The 12,762-nt window shown below is 66.2% G+C and carries 10 protein-coding genes and 3 pseudogenes; 7 read left to right on the top strand and 6 right to left on the bottom strand.

Annotation, left to right across the window (positions count from 1 at the left end):
• Positions 1-39 precede the first annotated feature (39 nt).
• A complete protein-coding gene (locus M5I08_RS12530; RefSeq protein ID WP_219066868.1) occupies positions 40-960 on the bottom strand; it encodes a heme o synthase in 921 nt (306 codons plus the stop codon).
• Between the two features lie 237 nt (positions 961-1,197).
• Here M5I08_RS12530 and tkt point away from each other — a divergent pair, with 237 nt between their 5' ends.
• The 6 genes and pseudogenes from tkt to M5I08_RS12505 all read left to right on the top strand — a co-directional run bounded on the left by tkt (position 1,198) and on the right by M5I08_RS12505 (position 6,435).
• A complete protein-coding gene (gene tkt / locus M5I08_RS12525) occupies positions 1,198-3,288 on the top strand; it encodes a transketolase (protein ID WP_219066869.1) in 2,091 nt (696 codons plus the stop codon).
• A gap of 39 nt (positions 3,289-3,327) precedes the next feature.
• Entirely contained in the window at positions 3,328-4,446 is a 1,119-nt protein-coding gene (tal, locus tag M5I08_RS12520; protein ID WP_219066870.1) for a transaldolase, read from the top strand.
• Positions 4,443-4,595, top strand: a pseudogene (locus tag M5I08_RS26815) (hypothetical protein); the annotation flags it as partial. The gene tal and the pseudogene M5I08_RS26815, both read left to right, overlap by 4 nt.
• A 5-nt stretch (positions 4,596-4,600) precedes the next feature.
• A pseudogene (locus tag M5I08_RS12515) lies at positions 4,601-5,097 on the top strand (glucose-6-phosphate dehydrogenase assembly protein OpcA); the annotation flags it as partial.
• Positions 5,098-5,138: 41 nt separating this feature from the next.
• A complete protein-coding gene (gene pgl / locus M5I08_RS12510) occupies positions 5,139-5,882 on the top strand; it encodes a 6-phosphogluconolactonase (RefSeq protein ID WP_219066871.1) in 744 nt (247 codons plus the stop codon).
• Between the two features lie 154 nt (positions 5,883-6,036).
• Positions 6,037-6,435: an ATPase gene (locus M5I08_RS12505; protein ID WP_219066872.1), complete on the top strand. Its 399-nt coding sequence runs from the start codon at positions 6,037-6,039 to the stop codon at positions 6,433-6,435.
• Between the two features lie 109 nt (positions 6,436-6,544).
• Here the strand turns inward: M5I08_RS12505 and ppc are convergent, their stop codons facing one another.
• The 4 genes from ppc to secG all read right to left on the bottom strand — a co-directional run bounded on the left by ppc (position 6,545) and on the right by secG (position 10,470).
• Positions 6,545-9,337, bottom strand: coding sequence for a phosphoenolpyruvate carboxylase (gene ppc, locus M5I08_RS12500; RefSeq protein ID WP_219066873.1), 2,793 nt, complete (start codon positions 9,335-9,337; stop codon positions 6,545-6,547).
• A 147-nt stretch (positions 9,338-9,484) separates the two neighbouring features.
• Entirely contained in the window at positions 9,485-9,880 is a 396-nt protein-coding gene (locus tag M5I08_RS12495; protein WP_219066874.1) for a PIN domain-containing protein, read from the bottom strand.
• Positions 9,877-10,170: a type II toxin-antitoxin system Phd/YefM family antitoxin gene (locus tag M5I08_RS12490; RefSeq protein ID WP_219066875.1), complete on the bottom strand. Its 294-nt coding sequence runs from the start codon at positions 10,168-10,170 to the stop codon at positions 9,877-9,879. Before M5I08_RS12490 ends, M5I08_RS12495 begins: the two co-directional genes overlap by 4 nt.
• 63 nt (positions 10,171-10,233) lie before the next feature.
• Entirely contained in the window at positions 10,234-10,470 is a 237-nt protein-coding gene (gene secG / locus M5I08_RS12485) for a preprotein translocase subunit SecG (protein WP_219066876.1), read from the bottom strand.
• A gap of 149 nt (positions 10,471-10,619) precedes the next feature.
• Between secG and M5I08_RS12480 the strand changes: the two are divergent.
• A pseudogene (locus tag M5I08_RS12480) lies at positions 10,620-10,727 on the top strand (VapC toxin family PIN domain ribonuclease); the annotation flags it as partial.
• Between the two features lie 743 nt (positions 10,728-11,470).
• Here the strand turns inward: M5I08_RS12480 and M5I08_RS12475 are convergent.
• Positions 11,471-12,730, bottom strand: coding sequence for a hypothetical protein (locus M5I08_RS12475; protein ID WP_219066877.1), 1,260 nt, complete (start codon positions 12,728-12,730; stop codon positions 11,471-11,473).
• Positions 12,731-12,762 lie beyond the last annotated feature (32 nt).

Below are 12,762 nucleotides of genomic sequence, written 5' to 3'. Positions count from 1 at the left end.
GTAGGGGGTATTCGCAGGTCTAGGACGTGGCGTTAAGGATCAGACGTGGAGCAGGGTCGGCAGCGCCATCGCCGAGTCGAGTGCCAACGCGCAGAACACCACCGCCAGGTAGTTGTTCGACTGCAAGAACAGCCGCAGCGGCTTGACCGGCTCACCGCGGCGCACACCGGCGTAGAGCTGATGGGCCATCGCCAGGAACCACGCCCCGGCCGCCGTCGCCACCGCGGTGTACAGCCAGCCGGCTGCCAGCGCCAGCGCCAGCGTGGCAGCCACCGTCAGCCAGGTGTACACCACGATCTGCTTGGTGACCTGACGCTCGGTGGCAACGGCCGGCAGCATCGGCACACCCGCCGCTTTGTAGTCGTCCTTGTACCGCATGGCCAGCGCCCAGGTATGCGGCGGCGTCCAGAAGAAGATGATCGCAAACATCACCAGTGCCGGCCATCCGATCGTGCCGGTGACAGCCGACCAGGCGATCATCACCGGCATACAACCCGCCGCCCCACCCCACACGACGTTCTGCGAGGTGCGGCGTTTGAGCAACAGCGTGTAGACGAACACGTAAAACGCGATCGTGGCCACCGCCAGCAGCCCCGAGAGCAGGTTGGTTGTCCACCACAACCAGAAGAATGAGCCGATACTCAGCACCAGACCGAACACCAGGGCGTTCCTGGTCGGCACGGCAGCCCGCGCCAGCGGTCGTCGGGCAGTCCGCTTCATCAGCTTGTCGATGTCGGCGTCGGCCACACAGTTCAGCGTGTTGGCGCCGCCGGCGGCCAGCATCCCGCCGATCAGGGTATCCAGGATCAGCAGCGGGTTCACCGTGCCGCGATCGGCCAACAACATCGCCGGGATGGCGGTGACCAGCAACAGCTCAATGACTCGCGGCTTGGTCAGCGCCAGATAAGCCAGCAATCTGGTGCTGACTCGACTCGGCGCAACGCGCTCGCGAATGCTCACGCAATAGCTCCTCGGATCACAGCAGCGCAGCTCCTCGGATCACAGCAGCATGCAGCTTCTACTACAGGCGATGGTAGACCGCCGCCCTGCACCGGTCGTCGTCCAGGGTCAATTCACAACAATTTCCCCGGGGTTCACCCGCTACCGGATCTGCATCGACTCAGGGTCCGGCATTAGGCATTAGGGTGGAAATGCATTAGGGTGGAATCCGATCACTCTGTCGACCGGAGGGCCCTCGTGACAGCACTCGAAGACATCTCCACCCTCACCCGCCCCCACCTTCCCGATGACTGGACCGAGATCGATTCGGTCGCCGTCGACACTGCCCGGGTGCTGGCCGCTGACGCCGTCCAGAAGGTGGGCAACGGCCATCCGGGGACGGCGATGAGTCTGGCCCCGCTGGCCTACACGCTGTTTCAGCGCACCATGCGCCACGACCCCAGCGACACCTACTGGTTGGGCCGCGATCGGTTCCTGCTGTCCTGCGGGCACAGCAGCCTGACCTTGTATATCCAGCTCTACCTGGGTGGATTCGGCTTGGAGCTATCCGACATCGAGTCGCTGCGCACCTGGGGATCGAAGACTCCCGGCCACCCGGAATTCCGGCACACCAAGGGTGTGGAGATCACCACCGGACCGCTGGGCCAAGGTCTGGCGTCGTCGGTGGGCATGGCGATGGCCTCGCGCTATGAACGCGGCCTGTTCGATCCGGACGCTGCCTGGGGCACAAGTCCATTCGACCACTACATCTATGTGCTCGCCTCCGACGGCGACATCGAAGAAGGCGTTACCTCCGAGGCGTCGTCGCTTGCCGCGGTCCAGCAGCTTGGCAACCTCATCGTGTTCTACGACTACAACCGGATCTCGATCGAGGACGACACCAACATCGCGCTCTGCGAGGACACCGCCGCCCGGTATGAGGCCTACGGCTGGCACGTGCAGCGCGTCGAGGGCGGCGAAAACGTGGTGGGTATCGAGGAAGCCATCGCCAACGCCAAGGCCGTCACCGACCGGCCGTCATTTATCGAGCTGCGCACCATCATCGGTTACCCGGCGCCGAACCTGATGAACACCGGTAAGGCGCACGGCGCGGCCCTCGGCGACGACGAGGTGGCCGCGGTCAAGAAGATCCTGGGCTTCGATCCCGACAAGGCGTTCGAGGTGCGCGACGCCGTTCTCGCCCACACCCGCAAGCTGGTGGAGCGGGGCAGAAAAGCACACGCCAAGTGGCGCCCCGAATTCGAGGCCTGGGCGCAGCGCGAACCCGAACGCAAGGCGCTGCTGGACCGGCTGACCGCCGAAAAGTTGCCCGACGGCTGGGACGCCGACATCCCGCACTGGGAACCGGGTGACAAGGCGCTGGCCACCCGCGCCGCGTCCGGCAAAGTGCTGAACGCGGTGGGCCCGAAGCTCCCCGAGCTGTGGGGCGGCTCGGCCGACCTAGCGGGCAGCAACAACACCACCATGGACAATGTCAAATCGTTTGGCCCGCCGTCGATTTCGACAAAAGACTACACAGCGGACTGGTATGGCCGCACGCTGCACTTCGGTATCCGCGAACACGCGATGGGTGCGATCTTGTCCGGCATCGTGCTGCACGGCCCGACCCGCGCCTACGGCGGCACCTTCCTGCAATTCTCCGACTACATGCGCCCGTCGGTGCGACTGGCGTCGCTGATGGATATCGACACCATCTACGTGTGGACCCACGATTCGATCGGACTCGGCGAAGACGGACCCACCCACCAGCCCATCGAGCATTTGGCGGCGCTGCGCGCCATCCCCAAGCTCTCGGTGGTCCGTCCCGCCGACGCCAACGAAACCGCATACGCCTGGCGCACGATCTTGGCTCGAGGCAACGGCAGCGGTCCGGTGGGCCTCATCCTGACCCGACAAGGCGTGCCGGTGCTGGAGGGCACCAACGCCGAGGGGGTAGCCAGGGGGGGATACATATTGGGCGACGACGGCAATGACGAGCCAGACGTCGTTCTGATCGCCACCGGCTCCGAGGTCCAGTTGGCTGTCGAGGCGCAAAAGCTGTTGGCGGGCAAGGACATTGTTGCGCGCGTGGTATCGATGCCGTGCGTCGAATGGTTCGAGTCGCAGCCCTACGAATACCGCGACAGCGTGTTGCCGCCGTCGGTGTCGGCCCGGGTCGCCGTCGAGGCCGGCGTCGCGCAGAGTTGGCACAAGCTGGTCGGCGACGCAGGCGAGATTGTATCGATCGAGCACTACGGGGAATCCGCCGATTACAAGACCTTGTTCCGCGAATTCGGGTTTACCCCGGAAGCCGTCGTCGACGCCGCCGAACGAACAATCGACAACTAGCCGCCGAACGAACAATCGACAACAAGAAGAAGGAACTCGATGACTCAGAATCCCAACCTCGCCGCGCTGTCCGCCGCGGGCGTATCCGTGTGGCTGGACGACCTGTCGCGACAGCGCCTGCAGTCCGGCAACCTTCAGGAACTGATCGACACCAGGAGCGTCGTCGGTGTCACCACCAATCCCACGATCTTCCAGAAAGCCCTGGCCAAGGGCGACGTCTACGAAGCCCAGGTCGCCGAGCTTGCCGAGCGCGGCGCCGATGTAGACGCCACCGTCCGTACGGTGACCACCGACGACGTCCGCAACGCCTGCGACGTGCTCGCACCACAGTGGCAGGCTTCCGACGGGGTCGACGGCCGGGTGTCGATCGAAGTCGACCCGCGGCTGGCGCACGACACCGACAAAACTGTCAAGCAGGCGATCGAGTTGTGGAAGATCGTCGACCGGCCGAACCTGTTCATCAAGATCCCGGCGACCAAGGCCGGCCTGCCTGCGATCACCGCGACTCTGGCGGAGGGGATTTCGGTCAACGTCACGCTGATCTTCTCGGTCGAACGCCATCGCGCGGTGATGGACGCCTACCTCGACGGGCTGCAGGCGGCCAAGGCGGCCGGCCACGATATCTCCAAGATCCATTCGGTCGCCTCGTTTTTCGTCTCACGGGTGGACACCGAAATCGACAAGCGGTTGGAAAAGATCGGCTCGACCGACGCGCTGGCGCTGCGGGGGCAGGCCGCCGTGGCCAATGCCCGGCTGGCCTACGCCGCATATCAGGAAGTCTTCGTCGGCGGCGACCGCTTCGAACAGCTCAACGCCGACGGCGCGCGGGTACAGCGGCCGCTGTGGGCATCGACCGGCGTTAAGAATCCCGACTATTCCGACACGCTCTACGTCACCGAGCTGGTCGCCCCGAATACCGTGAACACCATGCCGGAGAATACAATTGATGCCGTCGCCGACCATGGTGTCGTGACCGGCGACACGGTCACCGGCACTGCCGCGGCCGCTCATGAAGTCTTCGACAAGCTCGCGGCGGTCGGAATCGATCTGGCCGACGTGTTCCTGGTACTGGAGAACGAAGGCGTGCAGAAATTCGAGGATTCCTGGAATGAGCTGCTGAGGGAGACCAAGACTCAGCTTGACTCCGCGGCCAAATGAGTCCAGCCGCCACCCGGGCCAACGTCGGGCAGCGGCAAAACCCGTTGCGGGACAAGCGCGATAAACGGCTGCCCCGAATTGCCGCGCCGTGCGCCGTAGTGATCTTCGGCGTCACCGGCGATCTAGCCCGCAAGAAGGTGGTACCGGCCACGAGCTGCCGGACACCAGCACCAACGAGATCAACAAGAAGCTCGACGAACTGCGCGCGAAGTCCGGCGCAGTGACGTTGGGCCGAGTGCTGACTTTGGTCGTCGCGCCGGACAGCGAAGCGGTGCTCGAAGAACCCATCGACGCGGCCGACGCGGCCAGCCACGAGCATCCCAGCCGGGTGATCGTGGTGATGACCGGGGACGCCGATGCTGCCGACGCCCATTTGGACGCCCAACTGCGGGTCGGCGGCGACAGCGGCGCGCCGGCGAGGTGGTGGTGCTGCGGCTCTCGGGGCCACTCGCCGGGCATAACAGCACCGTGGTCGTACCCTTCTTGCTTCCCGATATCCCGGTGGCGGCATGGTGGCCGGATATCGCCCCAGCTGTGCCGGCCCAGGATCCATTGGGCCAGCTGCCAATTCGGCGTATCACCGACGCAACCAACGGAGCCGATCGGTTGTCCGCGATCAAAAGCAGGCTGCCCGGATACACCCCCGGTGACTACTTTTCAGCGCTCGAGGGCATCGACCGAGTGGAGTACCTATGAGCACCACGGTGGAGAAGTTCCCCGACAGCGACAGGCTGGTCGCCGCGGCGGGCGACCGGTTGATCGACGTCATCAACGCCTCAGTGGCGGCTCGCGGACGCGCGCTGGTTGTGCTGACCGGCGGCGGCAACGGCAACCGGCTGATGAGTCACCTTGCCGCCCAAGGGCAGCGGGTCGACTGGACCAAGGTGCACCTGTTCTGGGGTGACGAGCGTTACGTGGCCGAGGACGACGACGAACGCAACGACAAGCAGGCCCGTGATGCGTTGCTCGACCACATCGACGTCCCGGCCCGCAACGTGCATCCGATGCCCGCCCGCGACGGCGAGTTCGGCAGTGACCTTGCCGCCGCGGCATTGTCCTATGAGCAGCTTTTGGCGGCGAACGCCGAACCGGGCGATTCCGCACCCAATTTCGACGTCCATCTGCTCGGCATGGGGCCAGAAGGCCACATCAATTCGCTGTTCCCGGATAGCCCCGCCGTGCGCGAGACCACCCGGCTGGTGGTCGGGGTGGAGGATTCACCGAAGCCGCCGCCACTGCGAATCACCTTGACGCTGCCAGCAATTCAGCGGTCTCGCCAGGTCTGGCTGTTGGTGTCCGGGGCAGAGAAAGCCGATGCGGTGGCCGCGGCGATCGGCGGCGCCGACCCGGTGTCGGTGCCGGCGACCGGCGCGCTCGGCCGCGAGGACACGGCCTGGTTTCTCGACACCGAAGCCGCCGCCAAGCTTCGGAGCTAACGCCGCCGCTCAGCCAGCCGATCGGTGTAGCCGCGGGCGTACTCCTGCAGCCGTCGGATGATGTCGGGTTGGGCGGGCCGGTGATGGTCGCAGTGTCTGAATCCCATACCGATCAGATGCCGATTCCATCCACGGGGTTCCGCCGACAGCCATAATGAGCTGCATGGCAGATAAAAGCGCCGGCAGCCGCCCTCCGCGCCAGCGGATCAAGACTCTTACCCAGGCAGCGATGAACGCCGATGTCACCGTGGGGCGACTCGAAGGCGTGCTGGGCGGACTGGGCGATACCCTGGGCGACCTCAACGATTCACTTTCCCGGTTGAACGGCGCCGTGGACCGCCTCGACGACGGCCTGGACCGCTTCGAGGCCACGTTGAGCAGGATTGACGACTTGATGGGCCGGCTGGTCACGCTGGTTGCGCCGGTCGAGGCCATCGTCGAGCGCATCGACTACATGGTCGGCGTCTGCGAGACGGTGATGTCGCCGCTGTCGGTAACCGAACGCGCGGTGCGCAACGTGCTGAACGCCTTACGCAATCGGACCGTACGTTAGCCGCGGCGCTCAACCGTCCCCGCGGCGCTCGCCGAACGTGAAGCTGTTGCGAGATCTTGGCGAAAAAGTCGCAACAGTTTCACGCTCGGCGCGGCGTACCAGCAGAACACTAGCCGCTGTTGCGCAACGCGCTGGCCAGACCGTTCATGGTCAGCAGAATTCCACGCTGCACCAGCTCATCGTCCTCGCCGGCGCGGTAGCGGCGCAGCAGCTCGACCTGTAGATGGTTCAGCGGTTCCAGGTACGGGAAACGGTTGAACACCGAACGGGCCAGCGACGGGTTGTCTTCCAGCAGGTCGTCCTGGCCGGTGATCAGCTTGTGCGCGTTGATGCTTCGCTGACGCTCGGCGGCGATCTTGTCGAACACCCGGCGGCGTAGCGGTTCGTCGCCCACCAACTCGGCGTAGCGGGCCGCCAAGCCAAGGTCCGTCTTGGCCAGCACCTGCGCCATGTTCGAGAGCACCGTCTGGAAAAACGGCCAGCGTTGATACAGGTCACGCAGCGCCTCGACGCGCCCGTCGCCGTCGGCGATCCAGCTCTCGACGGCCGAACCGGTTCCGTACCAGCCCGGCAGCATCACCCGCGACTGGCTCCAGGCCAGCACCCACGGGATCGCCCGCAGGTCGGCGATCGACGACGTCGGTTTCCGCGACGTCGGGCGGCTGCCGATGTTCATCGACCCGATCTCGCTTACCGGTGTGGACTGCAGGAAATAGTCGACGAACCCCGGCGTCTCATGCACTAATTCGGTGTAGGCACGCTGCGCGCGGTCGGCCAGTTCGTCAAGGATCTCGTATGCCGGGCCGGCGGAGTCGCCGAGACCCTCGACATCGAGCAGGGTGGACTCCAAGGTAGCCGCCACCAGGGTCTCCAAGTTGCGTTGCGCCGTTTGCGGTTCGGCGTATTTGGCGGCGATCACTTCGCCTTGCTCGGTCAGCCGCAGCGAGCCGTTCACCGCGCCCGGCGGCTGGGCAAGGATGGCCTGATAACTGGGGCCGCCGCCGCGGCCCACTGTGCCGCCGCGACCGTGGAAGAGCCGCAACCGGATTCCGGTCTTGCGTGCTGATTGCACGAGGTCGAGCTCGGCGCGGTACAGCGCCCAGTTGGCGGTCAGGTAGCCGCCGTCCTTGTTCGAGTCGGAGTAGCCCAGCATCACCTCTTGGCTGTCGCCGCGGGCCCGCACGATGCCCTGATACACCGGAAGGTCCAGTGCCGCTTCCAGAATCGATGCACCACGCCGCAGGTCGTCGATGGTCTCGAACAGCGGCACGATGCCCACCGGGCAATACGGCTCGCTGCCGGTGGCGTCGAGCAGACCGCATTCCTTCAGCAGGATCGCCGCTTCCAGCAAATCGGAGACCGAACGACACATCGAGATGACGTAGTTGGGTACCGCGGGCGAGCCATAGGCGGCGACCGCGCGAGCGGCCGCCTCGATGATGGCGAGTTCGCCGCGGGCCAGTTCCGACAATTCGCCGCGGTCCCCGGTCAGCGGCCGTCGGGTGCTCAGTTCAGCAGCCAGGATGTTGACCCGTTCGTCTTCGCCCAGCGAGCTGTAGTCGGGATGCGCTCCGGCCCAGGCCAGTAACTCCGCGACCACCTGTTCGTGAACGTCGGAGTTCTGCCGCATGTCCAGACCGGACAGGTGAAAACCGAAGACGCGCAAGGCTTCCCGTAATCGGGCCAGCCGGTCGTCGGCCAACAAAGCGGAGCCGTTCGCCCGCAGGGACGCGTCGACGGTGTCGAGATCGGCCCGTAACTCCCCCGGCGTCGCGTATGGCGGCAGGCCGAGGTCGAGCAGGTTTGCCGGCTGGCGATCCAGGATCTGCGCGGCGGTAGCGGTGAGGCGGGCCCGGATCACGCGCACTGCCCGGCGGTACGGCTCGTCAGCGCGGGCGCCGTCGTCGCGGCCGGCCGCCAGCGCCGTCAGCGCGTCGCTGACGGCGACCAGTCGTGCCGACATCGACAGCTCCTGCTCCAGAGCGGTCAGCTCGGCGGCATATCGACCCAACGCGGTGTAGGCCGCGCTGCCGGTGGCCAGGCGCACGACACCAGCAGTGACGTTCGGGTTGCCGTCGCGGTCGCCGCCGATCCAGGAGCCGGGCCGCAGAATGGGTTCGGGGAGCAGGTCGGCGTCGGGCCAGCGGCTGCGCAGCGCCTGGCGGACCTCGGCGTTGACTTTCGGCACCACGTCGAAGAACGCGGCCTGGTAGTACCTCAACCCGACGGCGATCTCGTCGGAGATCTGCAGCCGCGACAGCCGGATCAGCGCGGTCTGCCACAGCGTCAGCACCTGGCGGCGCAGTTCCAGTTCGATGTCGCTGCCGTCGTCGGTTTCGGTGTGCCCGTGCGCCCGCAGCCGCATCAGCTGGGTGATCCGGTGCTGGGTGTCGAACACCGTTCGTCGGCGGGTTTCGGTGGGGTGGGCGGTGATCACGGGCGAGACCAGCGCGCCGGCCAGCGCCTGTGCCACGGTCGCCGCGTCCAGGTCGGCCGCGTCGAGCTTGCGGTAGGTGGCGGCCAGGCTGCTGTCCTGTGGCGGTTCACCCGCAGCCAGGTGGATGGCGCGGCGGCGTTCCCGGTGGATGTCCTCGGCGACGTTGGCCAGCAACGCAAAGTGGCTGAACGCCCGGATCACCGGGATCGCCTGGTGAATGTCGATGCCGTCGAACATGCCGGCGACCTCGGCCCGTTCGATCTCCGAGCGGCGTACCCGAAACGACTCGACCCGGGCCCGCTCGACCAAAGCGAACACCTCGTCGCCGTGCTGCTGGCGCACCGTGTCGCCCAGAATTGCGCCGAGCAGCCGAATGTCCTCGCGCATCGGCTCGGTGGCTTCGCGCCCGGTGCGGGTGCGTTGGACGGTGCCGATCGGCTCCAGCGAGTCGGGTGCTTCGACCATACCTTCTAGTATCAGGGCGGTTGGCCGTGTTCGCCTTTCGTGGGCTCAGGCGTTGTATGTGATCGGCAGCGACTGCACGCTGAAAACATCATCGGTCTCGGATGTTTCGCCTTGGGCGGCAACCGGTTTCAAGCCCGCGCGCCAATCTCAGAGTGCGACGATGCGCAGGAGTGGCTGCAGTCCGTCGAAATCGGAGGTGTTGCGGGTGGCCAGGGCTGCGCCGTCGCCGATGGCGACCGCCGCGATCATCAAATCGACGCGGCGCTTACCTCCTGGAGTCCGTCCGGCGGTGGCGGCGATGGAGCAGAGTTCGCGGTAGATGTCGGCTTCACGCTGAGCAAACGGCAGGCCGTCGCCGTAGGTAGACCGGTGCTGTATGAGGTCGATGCGGGCCTGCGCGGCGATGTCAGGGTCGGGATGTGCTGTGCCCTCACCGAATTCAGCGAATACCAGAGCTGAGACCAGATATTCATGGTCCCCGGGCGGTAGAAGCTCCCAGCGGGGCTTGCTGATCAGCAGGTTGGTATCCAGGTGGATTCTCACCGGTCGCGATCGCCGACGCGCCCCGATTCGTCTCGCCCGCGCTCGACGATCTCCAGCATCGCCTCCTCGTAGCCGGCAGGGGTGGGCTGGGCATAGATGCTGGCCTGTTCGATCTTGGTCAGGCTGACGCCTCGTCGGCGTTGAGCGGGGGGCGTGGATGGTTGTTTAGCGATGACAACGCCGGTGTCTTTGCCGCGGACGGTGACGTGAAATGCCTGGCCGGCCTCGGCGGCGTGGATTATTTCCGAGGCATTTTGACGTAGCTCGCGGATCCCGACGGTTTCACTCATCGGACGATAGTAGCACTTATGTAGCACATTGGCGTCGATAGTTAGGCGCGCATCCACACGACGTCAGACGTTGTATTTGATCCGCAACGCCATGCCGACGATGGCCACCAGCCAGATGCCGACGACGAATAACGTCAGCCGGTCCAGGTTTTTCTCCACCACCGTCGACCCGGACAGGCTGGACTGCACCCCGCCGCCGAACAGCGTCGACAGGCCACCGCCCTTGGCACGGTGCAACAGCACCAGCAGGACCACCAGGATGCTGGTCACCACCAGGGTGATCTGCAGGGCCAATTCCATGGCCCACACCTTACCGGTCCGCGGCGAGCCGCCTGCGATCGGCGCAAGGCTGCCGAGGAAGCACTGCCGTGATCGTCGTGGCACGTCGGGAATCTAGTGCCGCACCCGGGTGATGAGCACGTCGCCGGCGGTGCCGTGGCGCGTTCGACTGGGCATCGTGCGCGATAACCCAAAACGCCTTCGTCCGGATCATCAGCCAGCCCCGATATCCCAGCCCGGTGCCACCCGCCCAGGCGATCGGCAAGTTGGCCCACGCCGCACCCTCATCCACGCCGTGATGGCCCAACACCCACGGTGCCCCGCTGGCTTGCCGTGGGTCGCCGCCGCCTTGCCCAAGCAAACAATCCGCCGCACGTTCCCACCGGGACACCGGAGTTAACCATCTCGCAGCGCAGCGGCGCATGCGTGAGACCACGCCGTGGCGGCTGCCGTCCGCTGGCGCTGCCGTCCGCCGCCACGGACCCCGCCAGCCCCCTGCCGCCAGGGGGCAGCCCAACGGGTGTCACCCAGTGCGACGTGGCAGGGCTGCCCGTCGGGCGGATGACCGGCTCGGGGCGTAAGCACCGCGAACCGGCGACGGGCCGCACTGTTATCAAGAACTCGCCATAAGCCATTCGCAGATCACTCTCCAAAGAGCTGCCGATCTAAGCGATCGAAAACGAGGTCGAGTTTCTCGCAGGGGGTAGATATCCGACTTGTCAGCAACCTCACGCTGATCTGACTTCGTCGGGCCAGGCGCGGCAGAAAACCGCATCTGCCTCATTCGCCACGGATCGGCGCAGGTTGTCGGTGGTGTCGGTGGCCGCCGGTCATCGTCCCGCGAGTCAAGCCAGCGGCGACCGGATCGGAACGCACCCGGTTGGCCCTGCGCGCCCTGACCCGGCTGGCCGGCGCCAGCCCCGCGGCCGCCGCACCGGCTGACGGACTCCGGCTGAAACGACCACGCGCAACGTGCCCGCATACTCGGGTGTGAACGCGAATTTTCGGCGTCAACGCGCCGCTACGACGGTGGCGAGTCGAAGGTCAGCGTGTCGTCGGGGTAGTCGATGTAGATCGGCTCTTCGTCGAACGGCGCGAAGCCGCTGTCGATGCTGGTCACGCCTGAGACGGTGTCGCCTGCCGGCAGCACCGACGGCGCGTAGCCTGCACCGTTGTCCGTCACGGTGTAGGAGTACAGCTCCGTAGTGCCGTCGTAAACCGAAATCGTGTCGTCGACCGGCACGGAGCCGAGGGATGACGGGATGGTCCCGTAGACACCACCGGAGTCGACGTCGTCGGAAACCGACGCGTGATCCACGGTCGCCCCGGCGCTGTTCGTGACGGTTTCGGTCAAGTCACTGGTCGGGGTCGGGGCCCCGCTCACCGCCAGGCCGATGGGCGTTCCCGCGTTGGTGTCGCTGACGACCAGGTAGCCCGTGGGCACGTCGACGGTCACACCAGTGAAGCCCGCCGCCTCCAACGGGCTGGTGCCCGGCTCCGTGCCAGTCGGTCCGATGCCCAGGATGCCGGTGACCTGGTCATCGGCAAGGAAGGCCTGGAAGCTACTCGGCGCGGTGGAGGATGTCGGCCAGGACAAGATCTCCACATCGATGGGGGTCGTGGTGTCGAGGGCGCTGGTGCCGGGGGCGGTGGCGTAGTCGACCGGCACGTTGTCATAGGACAAATAGAGGTAGTCCACCCCGCCGCTGTAGCCGCTTTCGCTGATGCCGGCGGGAGAGCCCAGGGTGAACAGGTTTTCCAGCGCCGAGAAGTCGTTGGACCCGAGGTCTTGCCACGGGACCACGAGGCCGCTGGATCCGGTGTCGACAAGCAGCGTGTTGTTCGCGCCGTCGACCGTCGCCTGCACGGTCGGCTCGGTGTACTCGGCGACGGTGATCGGAACGTCGTAGGTTCCCGATGTGGAGCTGTCCGTTGTCGTCGCCGCGGCCGCGGTGGCATCCGATGTCGACGAGGCGGCGGTGGCCGCGGGTTCTGCGGCCGACGACGCCGCGGCCGAGGGATCGAGCGCGTTGAGGCTGGCCAGGACGCTGTCGCCGAAGCTGGTGACGTCGGTGCCGGCGGCGGGGTCGAAACCGGCGACGGCGTCGCTCAGCGACGTGATCAGCGGTTGGATGATCGGGTCGAGCAGGCTGTCGATATCGGCTTTCGCGGTCGGCGCCGAGCCGGTCGCCATCGCCGCTGCGGCGGCGAACGCGCCGACGGCCCCGCCCATGACGACAAGCCGACGCCGGTTGCCGTCGGCGCCGTCGCGACCAGCCATTTGTTGCCTCCCCCGGGCGCTAGATGTGCCGT

This window comes from Candidatus Mycobacterium methanotrophicum (assembly GCF_023515995.1).
GTDB classification, from domain to species: domain Bacteria; phylum Actinomycetota; class Actinomycetes; order Mycobacteriales; family Mycobacteriaceae; genus Mycobacterium; species Mycobacterium methanotrophicum.
Note: the sequence above shows the minus strand (reverse complement) of the source record. Positions and strands in the feature narration are given on the sequence as shown.